This window comes from Alcaligenes sp. 13f (genome assembly GCF_020496585.1).
GTDB classification, from domain to species: domain Bacteria; phylum Pseudomonadota; class Gammaproteobacteria; order Burkholderiales; family Burkholderiaceae_B; genus Alcaligenes; species Alcaligenes phenolicus.
This window is the reverse complement of the sequence record NZ_JAHKKC010000033.1, coordinates 12,265-30,853: the sequence shown is the minus strand read 5'-3', so window position 1 is coordinate 30,853 and position 18,589 is coordinate 12,265. Positions and strand designations below refer to the sequence as shown.

Genomic DNA, 18,589 nt, shown 5'->3' with positions numbered 1-18,589 from the left:
TGTGAAACGCCTTTGCGCCGATGATAGTGGACGGACGTCTGTGAAAGTAGGTCATCGTCAAGCTCTTATTCCTCAAAACCCCCGCAAGCATCCCTTGCGGGGGTTTTGTTTTAGGCGGCGACAAAAGCGCAGGCTACCGGCCTGTCTCGGATTGCTCGAAGGCCTGACCCTGGACCGCCCGGTTCAGGTGTGCCGCCACCCCTCCTGGCCCGTTCCGGGCTGCGTGTATTCCTTATTCTTACCGACGCCGATTGGCCTAAGCCTAGTAGGTCGGTCCTGGCATCTTGCCCCTGCACAAGAAAATTGACGTTCAATCCGTCGCTGCTTACCTGTAGGGTGGTCGGTCGTTCTACTCTTGCTGTGCTGACTGTTTGTTGTTGAGACGCGGCGACAGACCACCTCTTCTTCTTCTTCTTCTTCTTCGTCTGCTGCTGCTGCTGCTGCTGCTGCTGCTGCTGCTGATTGCCCCGGGTAGTGACTCTGATCGGCATGAGGGGGGGGGCCTGCTCTATGATTGGTGCGCATAGCGCGTTTAATGCTTTAGTTGCAGACAACGTGGCTGGATCATCGCTGCAGAGTGGCCGCTCTACTCTTCGCGCTTGTAGCATTAGCAACTGAGCTTTTCGCACCAATCAGCTTTGTCTACCAAGATTGGCGCCTGCAACTGCCGGCATCTGTCTCCTTAGCTTAGGGCTGTAGCGTACTTAGTCACTGCCTGTATTCGTCCTCCCTGATCCTCCTGAAATTCCTACTCAGTTTTCTCTTTGCGCCGTAGAATACGGGTAAATACTTTAGAGCTAAAGGAGTTGCCCGTGGGTGCAGAGACAGTAGTAGACGCGATTGTGGTTGGGGCAGGGCACAACGGCTTGGCAGCAGCAGTTGAACTGGCCAGTAAGGGTTGGAAAGTTCAGGTTGTGGAAGCCAAAAGCTCGGCCGGTGGTGCGGTCAGTACTCAGGAGTTGACCTTGCCAGGCTTCAAGCATGATGTGTGCGCCATGAACTTGTCCTCCTTCGCGGGCTCTGCGTTCTTCCAGCGCCATAAAGAAGCCTTGGCTCGCCATGGCTTGGCATTTGTCCCCGCAGAGCATTGCTTTGCCAGCGTGTTCCGGGATCAAAGTTATTTGGGCGTCAGTACAGACTTGGAAACGACCTTGAAGCGTATCCGAGCTGTTTCTGAGAAGGACGCGCAGGCTTGGCAAGCCATGCTAGATGACTTCCAGAGCAAGGCTCCCCATCTGTTTGCTGTGCTCGGTAGCCCTATGCCTTCTTGGGGCCTGATGAAAAGCGCCTGGAAGAGCTGGCGGGAGCTGGGCAAGGATGGCGTTGCAGAGCTGATGCAATTGCTGCTGGCGACGCCTCGTGACTTTCTGGACCGCCATTTCGAGAGCGACTCAGTGAAAGCCATGATGGCAGCCTGGGGGCTGCATGTGGATTTCACACCAGACACGGCAGGCGGTGCCTTGTTTCCTTATCTGGAGTCCATGGCCAACCAAGCCTTCGGCATGGTGATCGGGCAGGGCGGTGCTGACACGATTATCCGTGCCATGACGAGCTTGCTGCAGGAGTTGGGCGGTGAGCTGCTGTTGAATGCCCCCGTGCAGACAATTGAACAAGAGAATGGTCGCGCCAGTGGTGTTGTTTTGGCCGACGGTCGCCGCTTGAAGGCACGCAAGGCGGTCATCGCGAATCTGAATCCTCAGCTTGTCTTTGGTCGTCTGGTGCAGTCTGCTACCGTTCCCAAAGATTATCAGAAGAAAGTCGATGCCTTCCGCCCCGGTTTGGGCACCATGATGATCCATTTGGCTCTGGATGGCTTGCCTGATTGGACAGCGGGCACCGAGCTGCAGCGTTTCTCCTACGTCCATCTGGCACCCGATATGGCCATGATGAGCCGCGTCTATGCCGAAGCAGCTGCAGGTTTATTGCCTGCCGAGCCAGTTCTTGTGGTTGGACAAGGTACAGCACTGGATCCTTCCCGCGCCCCGGAGGGGAAACATACCTTGTGGATTCAAGTGCGTGTGCTGCCAGCCCAAGTCAAAGGTGATGCTTCTGGCAAGATTGCCGCTGGCGATTGGTCGCAGCTTAAGGATGCATATGCAGAGCGCGTCCTGGATCTGCTTGAAAGTTATGCGCCGGGCCTGCGTAGCAAGATCCTGGCCCGCCATATCATGTCGCCCCAGGATCTGGAGCAGTTCAATGCGAACTTGATTGGCGGTGATAACCTCTCGGGCAGCCACCATCTGGATCAGAACTTCTTCTTCCGTCCAGTGGGCGGTTACTCCAAATACAAAACGCCGATCAAGGATCTGTATTTGTGCGGCGCCTCGACCTGGCCCGGTGCAGGGACGGGGGCCGGATCAGGTTATATGCTGGCCAATCTGTTGGCGAAGTAAGTCAAAGAACTAAAGGCCATTCAGACGTTGCCGGGCATGTTCCAGGCGCAGCTGTTTGGCCTCCATCTCCTGTAGTTGTCGTCGTATCCCATCGATATGTTCTTTGGCGGCGCGTCGGGCCAAGTCAGCTTGGCCTTGCGTGACGGCATTGCATAAACGCGCATGTTGTCTGTCCAACCTGCGTTTGGAGTCATGGTCGGGATACAGGTGCTGCACGGACACGCGCACCGTAGATAACATCAAATCGTTGAACAGGCTGATCATATGTACCAGCACCGGGTTGTGCGAGGCCTCACAGATTGCCGCATGAAAAGCATGATCTGCCCGCGCAACCTGTTCAGGTGCTGCATCCTGCATTTGCAGATCCTCCAGTTCCTGAAAGCGTCGTCGTATCATGATGTGATCGGCTTCCGTCCCCCTGGAGGCGGCTAGTTGAGCCGCCTCGCTTTCCAGCAGTTCACGCACTTCCAGCAAGTCATATAGAGTGCGCCCTTGCGCTTGAAGCAGGTGCTCCAGCGGCTTGCTGACGGCTGAATCAATCAGGTTGGCGACAAAGGAACCTTTGCCATGTCGGGTTTCAATCAAGCCGCGCACGCGCAGGATTTGTAGCCCTTCGCGCAGGGCAGATCGGGACACCGCCAGCCTTTGCGTCAGTTGCCGCTCGGAGGGCAGGACTTGTCCCGGTTTCAGGACGCCATCCATAATAAAAGTTTCGATGCGTTGGGCGACCAGCTCGGCGGTGACTTCCAAACGCTTGGGTTCCTGCATTTTCATTCGTGGTCAGACCAGTTGTATGCCTGTGGAAATGATAACAAGCTGATTATCTATCTGTCTGATTTATAAGTATAAAGATAAACCCTAATACTCTCTTAGGGTAAAAACTGGTCGGACCAGTAGCCTGACGGCTGGACAAGCCAGCCCGCATCAAAGACCATCCGTTTCAGGAGACTTTAAAAGACAGGAGGCGTCATGAGCTTGCGCTACGACGAAAAACTGGACGGTGTGCTGCCCCGCGTGGACAGGATGCAGCTGCTTAGCCGTTTGCGTGATGATATTCCCGGCCTGGATGTGCTGCACACTGATGAGCAACTGCATCCTTACGAGTGTGATGGACTGAGTGTTTATCGCGCCAAACCCTTGCTGGTCGTTTTGCCCCGTAATGTGGAGCAGGTACAGGCCGTGATGCGCTTGGCTCACGAAGTCGGCGTGCCGGTGGTGGCTCGTGGTGCGGGTACCGGCTTGTCGGGCGGTGCCATGCCTTTGGAGCAGGGTATTTTGCTGGTGATGGCGCGCTTGAACCAGATTCTGGATCTGGACCCTGTAGCCGGGATTGCTCGCGTTCAGCCCGGCGTGCGTAATATCGCGATCTCTCAGGCGGCCCAACCCTTTGGCTTGTATTACGCACCGGACCCGTCTTCGCAGATTGCCTGTTCAATTGGGGGCAACGTAGCGGAAAACGCGGGCGGTGTGCACTGCCTGAAATATGGTCTGACCGTACACAATATCCTGCGCCTGGAAGTGATTACCGTCACAGGCGAACGATTGATTTTGGGCTCCGAAGCTCTGGATACGCCCGGCTTTGATTTGATGGCCCTGTTTACGGGTTCCGAAGGAATGCTGGGGGTGGTCACGGAAATTACCGTCAAGTTGCTGGCACGTCCCCCCTGTACGGTGGTGCTGCTGGCCAGCTTTGACGAAGTGGAAAAAGCAGCTGATGCCGTGGCGCAGATTATTGCCCAAGGCATTGTGCCGGCAGGGCTGGAGATGATGGATCAAATGTCCATCCGCGCAGCCGAGGACTTTATCCACGCTGGCTATCCTGTTGATGCACAAGCGATCTTGCTTTGCGAGATTGATGGCGCTTTGGAAGACGTGCAGGACGATGTGGCTCGTGTTGAGCAGGTTCTTTTCAAGGCCGGCGCGCAAGAAGTGCGGGTTGCGCGGGACGAGCAGGAGCGACAACGCTTCTGGGCCGGTCGTAAAAATGCCTTTCCCGCTGTAGGCCGGATTTCTCCCGACTATTACTGCATGGACGGCACCATTCCGCGTCGTCAGTTGGCTTATGTGCTGAAGAAAACCGCCGAGCTTTCCGAAGAGTACGGCTTGCGCGTCGCCAACGTGTTTCATGCGGGCGATGGCAATATGCACCCGCTGATTCTGTTCGATGCCAATCAACCTGGCGAGCTGGAGCGAGCCGAAGCCTTGGGCGGCAAGATTCTGGAATTGTGTGTGGAAGTCGGCGGCACAATTACGGGCGAGCACGGCGTAGGCAGAGAAAAAATCAATCAGATGTGTGTGCAGTTCAATGAAGACGAGCTGCAGTTTTTCCATGCGATCAAAGCTGCCTTTGATCCCAAAACCATGCTGAATCCCGGCAAGAACATTCCTACTTTGCATCGCTGTGCAGAAATGGGCGGCATGCACATCCATCACGGGCAATTGCCTTTCCCAGAGTTGGAGCGCTTCTGATGAGTACCGTAGAACATAAAAATCAGGATCGCAGCGCTGAATTGCTGGAGCAGGTCCAGCAAGCCCTGACCACTAAAACCCCCGTGCGTTTGCAAGGCGGCAATACCAAAGCTTTTTTAGGCAAAGCCGTGCAGGGGCAAGAGCTGAGCCTGGCAGGCCATGAAGGGGTGGTCGATTACGATCCGGCGGAACTGGTCGTCACGGTGCGTGCCGGGACTTCCGTGCAAGCGCTGGAAACGATCTTGAACGAGCAAGGCCAATGCCTGCCTTTTGAGCCGCCTCTGTTTGATGGCCGCGCCACTGTTGGTGGAGCCACCGCCTGTGGTCTGTCGGGACCGCGTCGTCCCTGGGTAGGCTCATTACGAGATTATGTACTGGGCTGCCGTTTGATCAGTGGCATGGGCACACATATGCGTTTTGGTGGCCAGGTCATGAAGAACGTCGCCGGTTATGACGTATCGCGGCTGATGGTCGGCGCACAGGGTTCTTTGGGTGTGATTACCGAGGTGTCTTTCAAAGTCTTGCCGCGCCCACGTAGCCGTGCCAGCCTGGTTCTGGAGGTAGCCCAGCAGGAAATCGCCGGTTTATTGCGCAGTTGGCGTGACCAAAGTCGTCCTATTACGGGCGCAGCTTGGCAGGACGGACGTTTGCATTTGCGTCTGGAAGGTGGCGACAGCTCGGTGCAATTGGCTCAAGAGCAAATCGGTGGGGAGGCTTTGGACTTGTCCTATTGGGACGATTTGTGCGAGCAGCGCCTGGAGTTCTTCAAGCAACCCGGTACCTTGTGGCGGATCGCCTTGCCAGTCGATGCCCCAGTGCAAACATGGCCCGGCCAGGTTCTGGTGGATTGGGGTGGGACACAGCTGTGGCTGAAGTCCGATGCTGCTGCCGAGCAGATTCACGCGCAGGCTCAAGCTTTGAAAGGGCATGCCCGTTGCTGGTCCGGATCAGGTGCAGGGCAGGATGTCTTGCCCGAGTCCTTGTTGATATGGCATCAGCGTTTGAAACAACAGCTGGATCCTGCTGCCATTTTTAATCTAGGTCGTCTCTTTCCTTCGGCGGAGTCCACATGCAAACACAACTGACACCATGGGCTCAGCAACTACCGCAAGCCGAGCAAGCTGAAGCTATTTTGCGCTCCTGTGTGCATTGTGGGTTTTGCAATGCCACCTGTCCGACTTATCTGGACCAGGGCAACGAGCTGGACGGCCCCCGTGGCCGGATATACCTGATCAAGATGTTCCTGGAAGGCAAAGCGACCTCGGAGCTGACCCAGCATCACCTGGATCGTTGCCTGAGCTGCCGCAATTGTGAAACCACCTGTCCTTCGGGGGTGAAGTATCACAACTTGCTGGATATAGGTCGGGCCGCACTGGAGCCCAAAGTAAAGCGTCCCTTGAAGGACCGTGCCATGCGAGTCGCACTGACGCAGATTTTGCCAGAGCCTGCTCGAGTCAGTGCCTTGCTGGGGGTAGCGCGAACCATGCGTCCCTTGCTGCCATCTTCTTTACAGGAAAAAATCCCGCCCAAGCAAAATGCGGATTTGACACGACCTGCACAGCGGCACAGCAAGCGTGTCCTGATGCTGGAAGGCTGTGTTCAGCCAGCCATGGCGCCTTCCATTAATGCTGCGACGGCCCGGGTGTTGGATCGCTTGGGCATCAGCGTGACGCCCATCGCTCAGGCAGGCTGCTGTGGCGCTTCGTCTTTTCACTTGGGTGCGCAAGAACAGGGCCTGGAGCAGGCGCGTCGCAATATCGACGCCTGGTGGCCGCAGATCGAACAGGGAGCTGTGGCGATTGTGCAGACCTCCAGCGGTTGCGGCGCTTTTGTGAAAGAGTACGTGGACCTGTTCAGGAACGATCCGGCCTACGCCGAGCGCGCTCGCCGCGTCAGTGAACTGGCCAAGGATCTGGTCGAAGTGCTGGAAGAGCAGCCTTTGGAAGAATGCCTGAACACGCAAACCCGCCCACGTCTGGCTTTTCATTGTCCGTGTACTTTGCAGCATGCGCAAAAACTGGGAGGGAGGGTTGAGGCCGTGCTGACTCGCCTGGGTTTTGACCTGGGCGCCGTGCCGGATAGCCATTTGTGCTGCGGTTCGGCGGGCACCTATTCATTGACTCAGCCGGAGATCGCAGGACGTCTGCGGGATCGCAAGATGGATGCGCTGGAAAGCAGCAAGCCTGACCTGATTGTCACGGCCAATATGGCCTGCGGGAATCATTTGAATGGAGCGGGTCGGACTGCGGTCAAGCATTGGATTGAGTTGGTGGATGAGTTTTTGAACTGAGTTCGTTGGTCCGTCAGTGCTTATGTTCGTACTGGCTTCCAGTCAGACCAAACAGCATAGAGGGGGCGAATGCCCCCTCTGTTCGTTTGAATCCAAGATTCAGGAAAACCATGGCATAGACACGCTGTTCTGACCTGTAATGGTCTTCAGTTCTACGTGCTTATATTCGGCACGAGCGCGATAGCGGATGAGCTTGTTGTCACCGCTCTGGATGCGTATCTAGGCTTATACCTCTGGCTAGTCTATCAACCATGACAAGCAATCAAGGCTTGCCCCTGAAAGTAGCGTGCGAATTACAGGCTTGGACTGGGGGGGCTACTTCAGCTCACGTACCTTGCAACGAGTCTTTCCTGGCTCGTCCTCTCGGCAAGAGGTAGCCGCGGTGCCGTCGGCATCAAAATAAATTCCCATATTTTCTTTCTTGTTGTTGGGCGGGCCGAAGCGATTGGCCGGGTTTCTATTCTGCTCAAGCTGGGGCAGGCGGTTGCGCTCCAGTTGCTGTTCTCGTGCTGCTTGGCGAGCCTTTTCCTCATTGTTCATCGCCTTCTGGAAGTTTCTGCTGAACTCCGAGTCCTTGGCCGGATCTTTGGGTGTGGCTGCCGAGGGATTCGCTTCGCGCGGCATGACGGAGGTCGAGCGCAGCTTTTTAAGATCTTCAGTCGTGACGGAAAAGTCCGGAGAAGCCGCATGGCTGGCAACGGCGAGGAAACTGAGCAAGCCAACTGCAATAGGGTTCAGATATTTGCGCATCAGAATTTACTCGACCTGGATGAGGTTTGATTATCTATCGTTTAATGGACACTGCATGTTTTTTCGTCTGCATTCTATATAAAGGATTTACACGAGCGCAAACGGAAACAAGGTGAGCCAGGTGCCTGTGGCTTAGCTAAATAGCACCATGCCTTGCAAGGGGTGATTGAACAGAATAATGTCACGAACGCACGTGGTCAGTCGTTTAATGTGGTTTTCTGGCATGGGTTTGGGAGAGCGCAGTTAGCGTTGCCGCGACGTAATATGTGCTGTGTATTTAGATAACAGCTTAGGGAGGAGAGAAAATGAGCGGGCAAAAGCAAGATCACAGTGCGTTTTTTTCAGTACGAACAGCCGCCATATCGCTAGTGCTTTGTATGGGAGGTGCAGCGGCTAATGCCGCTTCAGTGACGTTTTCTCATAAAGACTGGGATCTACGTTGCGATAACACGCTAACCTGCCGCGCTGCCGGTTATGCGGCTGATGGTGAGGAGCTGGGTTCAACGGTGTTATTGACGCGTAAAGCGGGCAGTGGAGAGCCGGTGGCAAATAGAGTCATGCTTGCACACTACGACGATCCCGAGTGGCCAAAAGACTCATTACCAGAACTTGTTATTGCGGGCCGTAAAGCCGGTTCACTGAGTGTTGCGGGTGACGAGTCTTGGCAAATGAGTGAGGCGCAGTTAGCCCAGTTTTTGGCAGCCTTGAAAAAAGACGCCGTAATTTCCTTTCGTGGGAATGGCAGCACTTATGCATTCTCGGGGGCTGGTTCAAGTGCCGTCTTGTTGAAAATGGATGACGTTCAAGGACGTGTCAATACGCCAGGGGCTATTCTGCGTAAAGGGAAGGGCAGCGAGTCTACGGTCAAGGCACCTATTGCTGCGCCAGTCATCAACCGTGCCCCGGTAGTGGATAAAAGCCTGCGCCCCATGACAGCGCAAGAGGACGCCTTGATAAGGCCTGTGCTGTTGAAGGTACTTGCCGCTGATGAAGAGCAATCCTGTAGTGCTGACATGCTGTCCGAGCCATGGGAAATCGCACGGTTGAATCAGCAGTTCTCCCTGGTTGGCGCGCCTTGCTGGTTAGCCGCTTATAACGGTGGGGCAGCCTATTTTGTGATCAATAACAATATGCAGTCTGCTCCGGTGTTAGTGAGTACCAGCGCTACTGATTACGATAATGGAATGATCTCGTCCAGCATGAAGGGGCGGGGTTTGGGCGATTGCTGGAGTTACGAGGCATCGGTCTGGGATGGAACCGACTTTGTTGAAAGTGAACGCGGCGACACCGGGCGTTGTGCTCTGATTCGCGCTGGGGGCGCCTGGAATATTCCGGAGCATGTCAGCCAAGTGGTCGGGCCGTGAGGTTATAAAAAAGCTACCGACGTGGCCTTGGAGTACTGATCCCCCCGGCTTTCGAGCCTGGGGGTTTATTTTTTTTTGTTCTCAGCTCGGCAATGGTATGTTGGTGAGCGGAGAAACCTAACGGTTTCTGGGCTGGCTTGCTATGGCCGCTGCATGTTTGGCATTGCTTGCTATATGCCAATTTTCATGAGGCCAGTCGTGGGGCTTTTTGGGGCCGTCTATGTGGAATAGCTGAAAGCGGGCGATTAATTGCTTCGGATGTCAGGAAGCTAAACCATTGATTCGATTAAATTATTGATTATTTTATTTCAATGGTTTTAGATTAGCTGGTGCCGATGAAAGGAATCGAACCCTCGACCTTCTCATTACGAATGAGCTGCTCTACCGACTGAGCTACATCGGCTAACCTAAGACGATAAGTATATCCTGTTTTTTTCGGGTTTGTAAATTCTGCGCACGCATTTGGGCTGCGGCGTGCTATGTTGGGCGTTTTCAGCCTGTGAAGGGGACGATGATGCTGGGGATCAAGATCAGTTTGGTGGTAGCGGCTTTCTTGCCTTGGTTAGCGGCGATTTGTGCCAAAGCCGGTGGGGCGGGCTTTACGAATCATGAGCCTCGTCCGTGGTTGGCCAGCCTGTCGGGCTGGCGTGGTCGGGCCAATGCAGCACAGGCCAATGCGTTTGAGGCCTTACCGTTCTTTTACGCGGCTGTCTTGCTGGCCTTGTGGTCGGGGGCGGACGCCTTGCGCGTGCAAAACCTGATGATTTCCTGGATTGTGCTGCGCGTGCTGTATTTGCTGATGTACATAATGGACAAGGCCACCTTGCGTTCGCTGGTGTGGTTCCTGGCCTTGGCCGTCAATATCTGGATTGTGTTCCTGCCCGTGCTGCGGACTTGATGAAATGAAGAAGGGCCTGTTCTGTGCTTTTGATCAAGCATGGAACAGGCCCTGGGATTGTTTGCTTGGACTATTGGCAGGCCAGCCGCAAAGCTGGCCTGTTTTTATTTGCCGTTGCTTTCTTGCTCTTCCGCTTCCACGCGGGCGCTGACGGCTGAAGGGAACAGGTCCCAGCAGGCAATGAACATGGCGGCGATCAGCGGGCCAATCACAAAGCCGTTCAGGCCGAAAATCGACAAGCCGCCCAGGGTGGAGATCAGGATCACGTAGTCCGGGATCTTGGTGTCTTTACCCACCAGCAGGGGGCGTAGCAGGTTGTCTACCAGGCCGATTACCAAAATACCAAAGGCGGTCAGGATGATGCCGGGAACGTAGTGGCCCGAGACAAAGAAGTAGATGGCAACCGGAGCCCAGATCAGCGAGGCGCCCACGGCAGGCAGCAAGGACAGCACGGCCATCAGCACACCCCAGAACAGTGCGCCTTGAATGTCCAGGAACCAGAACATGACCCCGCCCAGCGCACCTTGGGTGGCTGCCACAGCGATATTGCCTTTGACGGTAGCGCGTACCACAGTGGTGAATTTGCGGAACAGATGGGTTTTCTGGCCCTCGCTCAGAGGGATCAACTGGCGGTAATGACGACCCAGCTCCACGCCATCGCGCAGCAGGAAGAACAGCATGTACAGCATGATGCCCAGGCTGACCAGGAACTGGAAGGTGTTCTGGCCAACGTTCAGGGCTTGTTTCGTCAGGAACTGGCCGCCTTGCACGGCAAACTCAGAGAACTTCTCTTGCAGGGATGCAAAGTCATGCAGACCAAAACGAGCGGCAAAATCTGTCACGCTAGGGGGCAGGGCATTCAGTATTTTTTGCAGGTAGGCGCCCGGATTGAGCTGACCGCTATTCATCAAATCGTACAAAGAGGCGATTTGTTGAACCAGGGAAATGGAAATCAGGATGACCGGAATAATGACGATCAAAATGATGACCAGCAAACTGATCAGGGCAGATAGAGACCGCCGGCCTTTGGTTTTAGCCAGTAGTTTGCGTTGCAAAGGGGTAAACAAGATAGCCAGAACGGCACCCCAGAATACGGCCCCATAAAAGGGAAGAAGTATCCAGACAAAGGCAGCGGATACGGCGGCCAGCAAAAGCAAAAAGGTATGGAATTGTAGATTTGGCCGGGTGGACATGGAGTTTTTCCATTAGCGTGAATTTGAGCCGATTGTAAGGGGGAATCCTTACTATGAGCGTGAATCTTGGTATCTGTTTATTGGGTTTCTGTGGGCTTTAAAACACGCTTGTTTTGCATATTCTTGTCATATGAGTTTTGCGCGGCAGGAGAGCCCCAAAAGCTGCTTTAAGTATGAAGGGTAAGCTGGGGCGCCTGCTTGCGGGTAGCGGCGCCAGCCGGGTTGATGCATGGGCTTGGGGCTTATTGCTCCGGTTGGCGAGCCAGCTGCAAGTAATAGCTGCTGCGCCAGACATGCTGGCTGCTGCGTTCGAACCAGCGATGGGTGTCTGTGATGCGCAAGGTGCGTGAGACATCATCATGGCTTTGTGGCGCGGCTAGAAGCTGACTGCGAACGGCGCTTAACAAATCAGCCAGGGCCTGGGCTCTGGCTTGTACTTGCTCCAGCCAATCACCAGGGGCTTGTCCGTGCAGGCCTTGCTGCGCCAGGGTATTTAGCTCTGTGGCCAGGGTTTGGGCTTGCTGGTAACGATTGTCCTGCAGGTCCGTGCTGGGCGGATGTTGCAGCCGGCTGCGCAGGCGCTGCATGTGGTCAATGGTGTGCAAGAGCGCGCTGATACGGGCGGCAACGGCGGGATCATCGGCAGCGCTGGGGATGCGTAATACAAATTCGTAGGCTTGATCCAGGACTGTCTCGATTTGCTGCAGGTCGGCAGTGGCGGTGCTGGGGCGACTCATGTTCAGACTGTGCTGATACAGGTTCAGCAGGCGCTGGGCCAACTCTTCCAGGGTGCGTTGTGTGGTTTCCAGGGCTAGGGCCGGTACTTGCAGCAAGCTGTCGTCCAGATGGTGCTGGGGGCGGGCAGCCCGGTCGGGTACCAGGCCTTGTACCCAGCGAGCAAACTGCTGGGTAAAGGGCAGGCACAAGGCAGCCCCCAGGCCGATGAACAGGCTGTGAAAGGCCGCCAGTCCCAATGCACCGGGAGGAACGTTGATGTAGGAGCCTGTGGCGTACATGGCTTTCAGGAACAAGGGCAGGATCAGCAGCCCCAATAGACCGGCAATAACGTTGAACAGAATGTAGGCAATGGCCGTGCGTTTGGCGTAAATGGTGCCACCGATCGCAACCAGTACGCCGGTCAGGGTGGTGCCTATGGAGGCGCCTACGACAATGGCGGCGGCTTGATCAAAGCTGATGGCACCAGCATCCAGTGCCGTCAAGGTCATGGCGATTGCGGCGGTCGAGGATTGCAGCACGGCGGTTAGAGCCAGGCCAGTCAGCATGATCAACAGGTGTGCGCCATAGCCTCCTGTCGGCATATGGGCCAGGCTGAAGCTGGCTGCCAGCCCTTGCATGCCGTCTTGCAGCATGCCCAATCCTAGAAATAGAGTGCCAAAGCCCGCCAGTGCCCGACCCAGCTCTTTATAGCGACCGGGGGCGAGCAGTTTGAGCAGGGCACCCAAGCCGATCAACGGCAGGGTGTAAAAGCCCAGATTCACTTTCAGCCCCAGACCGGAGATGATCCAGCCGGTGGCGGTATTGCCCAGACTGGCACCGATGACTACGCCTATGGCTTGTGTAAAGGAGATCAGGCCCGCACTGACAAAACCAATCAGTGTGACGGTGGTGGCGGTGGAGGATTGGGCCAGCGCGGTAATCAGGGCGCCGGAAGCAAAGGCCTTGATGGGCCTGCCGGTAAACGCCAGCAGGATCTGCTTGAGAGAGCCACCCGCAAAAGCCACCAGTCCTTCGGACAGCAGCATCATGCCAATCAGGAAAAGGCCAAGCCCCCCTAAAAAGGGGAAAAGAGTATCAAGCATAAAAGAGTGCAAGCAGCGAAATAATCGGCAGGTTCCGGCGCGACAGACCGGGATAGAAATCAGGATGCTGCATTATCGCCAGTTACGCAGCCTATGGAGTGAAATACTTCAGTGTTGCAAACTGGACGTTTCTGGAAGCGTATGTTGCAAACACAGCGGTCATTCTCTTTTTTGTGTATAAGAGCGCTTGGGCTTCTATTGCAAAAGAGAGGGCAATGTGGATTTTCGTAAAAGTGTGAAGCTGGCTGCAGGGGCCATGCTGCTGAGTAGTTTGATGGCTGGCCAGGCACAGGCGGTGCAGATGTGGCATTCCGATACGGTCTTTGCGAATCAGGGAATGTGCGCTGCGAACTTTACTTTTGATTCCCAAATGGAGCCGGTGCAGCAACTGAGGGTTCATATTCAGGTGCTAAGCAAGAAGAACAATAAGCTGGTGGCCGAGGATGTGATCGAGGTGGACGATTTTGGAAGTTCCAGTGCCGATCGCTATGCCACTGGTTATTGGTATAACGAAATCGCTTGCGATCAGAATTTGCGAGTGGTGGTGACGGGGGCGACTGCTGTGATGAATGGCGAGCGTGTTGATTTGTTGGCCAAGGATCTGCTGGAAGTGGAGAACTTCGTGCCGTATGAGATCAGCATTACACCCGCAGGAGCCAAGTAAGCGATTCTGGATAGTGATCTTGCAGACAAGGCCTCTGGAGCAATCAAGAGGCTTTTTTCATGAGGCCAGACGTAGAAAAGCCCAGCTACTTGCGTAGCTGGGCTTTTGTATTTTTGGCTCCCCGACCAGGGCTCGAACCTGGGACCTGCGGATTAACAGTCCGTCGCTCTACCGACTGAGCTATCGGGGACCAGCAAAGAAAATAATTATAGGGTAGGGCTATCGAGATTGTAAAGAGGTATTTTTTGAGAAATGTATTTTCATATACGCAAAACCGGATACGGCCTTGGCAATAGGCGTAAATCCTGATTTTTTCATTGGGAACATACCGTCTGGTCAATAAGGCTCATGAGCCCGCTTTGTAGCAAATGGTTGCAAGCCTTTTGTTTATTGGCTTTGCGACCGTTTAGCCCATTTTTTGCTGAATTCTCTGTAGGTGAAAAACTAGGGAAAATGCGTATGAAACCCAGTAAACACGCTGGATTCGGTTTGTTGACACCAATATTGTTTATGTCTGAAATATAAATGCTTGCAGTATATGTGCCTCAACTATCAAGCCCCTTTCATCCCTGTTTCAGGGCTGATCTGTTGAGCAGTTTTGCTTCAAGAAATAGGAGGGGGTGCAGGGGATTGACGTCGGGAAATCAGCTTTTCAGGCGGTGGGACCCAGCACTTGATCAAGAGCCGGACAACGATAAGAAATCCGGCATTCAGACGTTTACAGAGAACAGAGAACATGAAAAAAACTATCTTGGCAGCCATGTTGATGCCTGTGTTGGCGGTTCCCGCATACGCCGCATCGAACGTGACCTTGTACGGCGTGGTGGATACAGGCCTGGGCTACGAGCAGTGGAAAGGGAGCGACCTGAAAGGCGGCGCAGAAAAACAAAGTCGTTTTGGTCTGTACGATCAGGGCTGGATGGGTAACCGCTGGGGCCTGATGGGCAGTGAAGATCTGGGTGGCGGTCTGAAAGCCAACTTCATGCTGGAGAGCGGCTTTGATCTGAGCGATGGCAAGATGCGCCAGAACCGCTTGTTTGGTCGTCAAGCCACCTTGGGCCTGAGCGGCGAATCCTGGGGGCGTGTAGATCTGGGCCGTCAAACCACCGTGACTTCCCTGTACGTTGCCGGTGTAGCCAGTCCCTTTGGTGGCAACGGCTACCAGTACGGCGTGGGTGCTGCATTTGATGCGGCCAACACGGTTCGTTACGACAATATGGTCGCCTACCAGAGCCCCGAGTTCTCCGGCTTCCAGTTCGGTGCTGGCTATTCTTTCAACACCAACGGCGCACAAAAGTGGGATCGTAGCGGTTTGACTGGCAATGCCATCAACAGCGACGACGCTAACGTGAAAGCCTTTAGCGTGGCCATGCGTTACACCAATGGTCCTTTGAAAGCGGCCTTGAGCTTTGACCAGGCCCGTTATGGTTCGGCTCGTGAGCAAGGCGGCAACCTGGTTGCGGCTGAAAGCGGCAATGTCAGCGCCTGGAACCTGGCTGCCAGCTACAAATTCAGCTTTGCTACCTTGCACGCTGCTTTTGGCCAAAGCCGTAATGGTTACATCGGTGGCTCGCTGCAAACCGAACAGTTTGGTCCTGGCCTGCATAAAGACCTGAAGGTCAATTCCTACGCGCTGGGCGTGACTGTTCCTGCAGGCAAGGCCGGCTCGGTTCTGGCTTCCTGGACCATGGCTGATCCACGCTCGACTCCACGCAGTACTGATGATGCCAAGACCCAGCACGTATTTAGCGCTGGCTACCTGCACAACCTGTCCAAGCGCACCAATCTGTACGCGATTGGCTCCTACGCTCGCAACATCGGCTACTACAGCGATCTGAAGAGCACGGTTGCCACGGTCGGTATCACGCACCGTTTCTGATCTTTCTGACTGATTCTGCCAGCTCCGGGTCGACGTAGTGCGTTAGCAGCGGCGGCATCGTCCCGGGCAGGGGCTAGGTCAGGGGAAAAGAGCCACAGCGGGGCTGCATCAACATGCAGTCCCGCTGTCTTTTTGGCTGAAGGATTTTGTTTGTCCAAATGTTAATGGCGCCGTTGCTTCGTGATGGGATAGACGCGTTTTGCAGGGACAAAAAAAATCAGCCCAAAGCAAATGCTATGGGCTGATTTCAATGGTTTTCTTGGCTCCCCGACCAGGGCTCGAACCTGGGACCTGCGGATTAACAGTCCGTCGCTCTACCGACTGAGCTATCGGGGACCAGAGAAAAAGAATATAGCATGTATTTTGTGAAATGTGCAAGTTTTCATGGATGAACAGCACAAAAGTTTTGGCATGTTGGTGCTGTTTTCATGGGCGGGCAGGCTAAGTCCTTGTCTTTATTGGGGAGTTGGCTCGACATCGTGTCATTCGCGATATTCGGTTTTGGAGACTCGTGCACTCTAGTGGGCCATTGGCTGCAATATTGGCAGGGTCAACGTGGCCGCTGCCAGAAGCAAAGAGTAGAATCGACGGCTTGTTGACTCTTTTTTCGCTGGGGCCAGCAGCTCTTGTGCTGACGGTGTCGCCCTGCAAAGTGATGAATTTCCATGCAAGCTAGTCAAAGCTCCAGTGCGCAGCGCAGTTCCTTTTTAATTGGACTGGCCCTGTCGGGGGGCGGCTCTATTCTTTTTTCCGCCAAAGCGGTGGTTGCCAAGCTGACCTACCAATACGATGTCAACGCCTTGACCGTTATTGGCTTTCGAATGCTCTTGTCGCTGCCTTTCTTTCTGGCTATTGCCCTTTGGCAAGTGAAGAAAGTACGGCAGGGCAAGCTGGCCGCACTGACTGGTCGTCAGAAGCTGGAGCTGGTGGTGCTGGGCTTTCTGGGCTATTACCTGGCCAGTTTGCTGGACTTTATCGGCCTTGAATATATTTCGGCAGGGCTGGAGCGGCTGATTCTGTTTTTGTCGCCTACCTTTGTGCTGATGTTCTCTGCCATCTTTCTGAAACGACGCATTCTGCCCAAACAATGGCTGGCTCTGGCGCTGGCCTATTTAGGGGTAGGGCTGGTCTTTGTGCAGGACTTGAGCTTGACCGGCGATGATGTGCTGCTGGGTGCGCTTTGCGTGTTGGGTTCGGCCATTTCCTATGCCATCTACCTGATTGGTTCGGGCGAGCTGCTCAAGGCCATTGGTTCTACACGGCTGGTGGCTTATGCCATGTCCTTCTCGGCGGTCTACACCCTGATTCACTTTTTTGCCGTGCTGGGCTGGCAGGGGCTGGTGCAGCCTGCGCCGGTCTATGGCCTGTCCATGATTCACGCCGTCTGCAATACGGTTTTGCCGACCTTTATGACAATGTGGGCGGTGGAGCGCATAGGCGCACCCATGAGTGCTCAAATGGGGCTGATTGGCCCAGTTTCGGTTCTGTTTCTGGCGAACTGGTTCCTGGGGGAACCGATTACGCTCATGCAATTGCTGGGTACGGCCTTTGTACTTAGCGGCGCGATGGTCTTGAGCCGCCGCTAAGTCCCGGCACAGGCTGGCTTACTTGCCGTTGCTGGCCAGCCGTTTTTCGATTTCGTCGCGGTGCACGTCGTAGGTGGTAAAACCGGCCAGGTTCTCCGGCATGTTCAGCTTGTCTCGATGGATCAGCGTCTGGCGAATATCATCCAGACCGCTACGCCAGTGCTCGCGCATGGTCATGCGACCAAACTGATAGTCCTTGTAGTGCTGCTCGTAGGGCTGGTTGCGGTAAATCAGGTGCACCACGTTGTAGCGCTTGTTGCTGGCCAGCTCTTCGGCCAGGCGGCACGGTAACAGGTCTTTGCGTTGATCTTCGGGGATCAGGGTGAGCAGCTCTGACAGGATATGACGCATGTACTGCGAATGACGCATGTCCTCGGTCACCATACGGGTACGGCTGGAGTAGCGGATCTCGTTCAAGCGGTCGCTGACTTCACCCATATTGTTGGGTACCGGGCCACGCGCACTCCACAAGTCCACTTGAAAAACCAGAGTGTCTCGGCGGGGTGACTGATCCAGCACATAAGAGAGCGGCGTATTGGAAACCAGACCGCCGTCCCAGTAATACTGACCATCAATTTCCACGGGGGCGAAAGCCGGAGGCAGGGCACCCGAGGCCATGAAGTGTTCGGCTCGCAAGGTGGTGCGATGGTTGTCAAAGTAAACAAAGTTGCCCGTGCCTACATTGACCGCACCTACCGAGATGCGCTGACGCTTGTCGTTGATGCGATCAAAGTCACATAAACGTTCCAGCGTGTCTTTCAGGGCGCTGGTGTCGTAATAGCTGGCACCTTCGGGCACGCCCGGTGTGGCTTGCATTGGAGGGGGGAAACGGGGGCGGAAAAAGCCACGCTGTCCCAAGACCAGGGCGTTGCTGGCATTGAAGGCGCTGATGGCCTCACGCATGACATCGTTGATACCAAAGAGGGCACGCTCCAGGCAGGCTGGGCTGGACCAGCCATAGTAGGGCTCGCAAATGGTATTCCAGAACTCCCGCAGGCGTTCTACCTGCCGCTCGGGGGGATTGCCCGCAATAATCGCGGTGTTCAAGGCCCCAATTGAAATCCCGGATAAACAGTCTGGCTCGATTCCTGCTTCCAGCAAACCTTCATATACACCGGCTTGATAGGCTCCCAAAGCGCCGCCGCCTTGCAATACCAGGGCTACCGTTTCGTAGGGTGGCAAATAAGAGGGGCGGGCAAAAGCGGGGACATCTTGCGCTTGTGGCGTAGGAACAGTGTTCATGGCATCACTCGGTTCAAGAGGTGGGCAGGAGAGCGGGACTT

14 protein-coding genes and 3 tRNA genes are annotated in these 18,589 nt (G+C 55.0%); 9 read left to right on the top strand and 8 right to left on the bottom strand.

The genetic code is table 11. The annotated features are described in order from the left end of the window. The first annotated feature begins 812 nt into the window (after positions 1 to 812). The gene (locus tag KOE80_RS18695; RefSeq protein WP_226349713.1) at positions 813 to 2,393 is read left to right on the top strand and encodes a phytoene desaturase family protein; all 1,581 of its coding nucleotides are present in this window, start codon (positions 813 to 815) and stop codon (positions 2,391 to 2,393) included. Between the two features lie 9 nt (positions 2,394 to 2,402). Here the strand turns inward: KOE80_RS18695 and glcC are convergent, their stop codons facing one another. After that, on the bottom strand, positions 2,403 to 3,167 hold the full coding sequence (gene glcC, locus KOE80_RS18690) for a transcriptional regulator GlcC (protein WP_051316371.1): 765 nt from the start codon (positions 3,165 to 3,167) through the stop codon (positions 2,403 to 2,405). A gap of 195 nt (positions 3,168 to 3,362) precedes the next feature. Between glcC and glcD the strand changes: the two genes are divergently transcribed. The 3 genes from glcD to glcF are packed head-to-tail and all read left to right on the top strand — an operon-like array spanning position 3,363 to position 7,152. Continuing rightward, complete coding sequence (glcD, locus tag KOE80_RS18685) at positions 3,363 to 4,862, top strand: glycolate oxidase subunit GlcD (protein WP_035268958.1); 1,500 nt, start codon at positions 3,363 to 3,365, stop codon at positions 4,860 to 4,862. Beyond that, positions 4,862 to 5,947, top strand: coding sequence for a glycolate oxidase subunit GlcE (gene glcE / locus KOE80_RS18680; RefSeq protein ID WP_226349712.1), 1,086 nt, complete (start codon positions 4,862 to 4,864; stop codon positions 5,945 to 5,947). The genes glcD and glcE overlap by 1 nt, the downstream gene beginning before the upstream one ends. Then, positions 5,932 to 7,152, top strand: coding sequence for a glycolate oxidase subunit GlcF (glcF, locus tag KOE80_RS18675; RefSeq protein ID WP_060186828.1), 1,221 nt, complete (start codon positions 5,932 to 5,934; stop codon positions 7,150 to 7,152). The genes glcE and glcF overlap by 16 nt, the downstream gene beginning before the upstream one ends. Before the next feature lie 315 nt (positions 7,153 to 7,467). Here glcF and KOE80_RS18670 read toward each other — a convergent pair whose 3' ends face one another. Further along, positions 7,468 to 7,902: a hypothetical protein gene (locus KOE80_RS18670; RefSeq protein ID WP_226349711.1), complete on the bottom strand. Its 435-nt coding sequence runs from the start codon at positions 7,900 to 7,902 to the stop codon at positions 7,468 to 7,470. Between the two features lie 305 nt (positions 7,903 to 8,207). Between KOE80_RS18670 and KOE80_RS18665 the strand changes: the two genes are divergently transcribed. Next, a complete protein-coding gene (locus KOE80_RS18665) occupies positions 8,208 to 9,266 on the top strand; it encodes a DUF1176 domain-containing protein (RefSeq protein WP_226349710.1) in 1,059 nt (352 codons plus the stop codon). 327 nt (positions 9,267 to 9,593) lie between these two features. Here KOE80_RS18665 and KOE80_RS18660 read toward each other — a convergent pair. After that, positions 9,594 to 9,669, bottom strand: a tRNA-Thr gene (locus KOE80_RS18660). Between the two features lie 111 nt (positions 9,670 to 9,780). On the opposite strand from KOE80_RS18660, the gene KOE80_RS18655 reads away from it, so the two are divergent. After that, positions 9,781 to 10,164, top strand: a complete 384-nt coding sequence (locus KOE80_RS18655; protein WP_021446846.1) for an MAPEG family protein — start codon at positions 9,781 to 9,783, stop codon at positions 10,162 to 10,164. 104 nt (positions 10,165 to 10,268) lie between these two features. Here KOE80_RS18655 and KOE80_RS18650 read toward each other — a convergent pair whose 3' ends face one another. Both KOE80_RS18650 and KOE80_RS18645 read right to left on the bottom strand, forming a co-directional pair. Then, positions 10,269 to 11,357 carry an AI-2E family transporter gene (locus KOE80_RS18650; protein WP_035268966.1) on the bottom strand — a complete coding sequence of 363 codons (1,089 nt, stop codon included), beginning with the start codon at positions 11,355 to 11,357 and terminating at the stop codon, positions 10,269 to 10,271. Between the two features lie 242 nt (positions 11,358 to 11,599). Next, a complete protein-coding gene (locus KOE80_RS18645) occupies positions 11,600 to 13,177 on the bottom strand; it encodes a Na/Pi cotransporter family protein (protein WP_226349709.1) in 1,578 nt (525 codons plus the stop codon). A gap of 217 nt (positions 13,178 to 13,394) precedes the next feature. Between KOE80_RS18645 and KOE80_RS18640 the strand changes: the two genes are divergently transcribed. Continuing rightward, entirely contained in the window at positions 13,395 to 13,841 is a 447-nt protein-coding gene (locus KOE80_RS18640) for an IrmA family protein (RefSeq protein ID WP_226349708.1), read from the top strand. 114 nt (positions 13,842 to 13,955) lie between these two features. Here KOE80_RS18640 and KOE80_RS18635 read toward each other — a convergent pair. Then, positions 13,956 to 14,031: transfer RNA gene (locus KOE80_RS18635), tRNA-Asn, on the bottom strand. A 546-nt stretch (positions 14,032 to 14,577) separates the two neighbouring features. On the opposite strand from KOE80_RS18635, the gene KOE80_RS18630 reads away from it, so the two are divergent. Next, a complete protein-coding gene (locus tag KOE80_RS18630) occupies positions 14,578 to 15,720 on the top strand; it encodes a porin (protein WP_083053900.1) in 1,143 nt (380 codons plus the stop codon). A 260-nt stretch (positions 15,721 to 15,980) separates the two neighbouring features. Here the strand turns inward: KOE80_RS18630 and KOE80_RS18625 are convergent. Then, positions 15,981 to 16,056, bottom strand: a tRNA-Asn gene (locus tag KOE80_RS18625). 329 nt (positions 16,057 to 16,385) lie between these two features. Here KOE80_RS18625 and KOE80_RS18620 point away from each other — a divergent pair. After that, a complete protein-coding gene (locus KOE80_RS18620; RefSeq protein ID WP_026484585.1) occupies positions 16,386 to 17,306 on the top strand; it encodes a DMT family transporter in 921 nt (306 codons plus the stop codon). A gap of 18 nt (positions 17,307 to 17,324) precedes the next feature. On the opposite strand, the gene KOE80_RS18615 is transcribed toward KOE80_RS18620, so the two are convergent. Beyond that, positions 17,325 to 18,548 carry a DUF3734 domain-containing protein gene (locus tag KOE80_RS18615; RefSeq protein WP_083053899.1) on the bottom strand — a complete coding sequence of 408 codons (1,224 nt, stop codon included), beginning with the start codon at positions 18,546 to 18,548 and terminating at the stop codon, positions 17,325 to 17,327. Between the last annotated feature and the right edge of the window lie 41 nt (positions 18,549 to 18,589).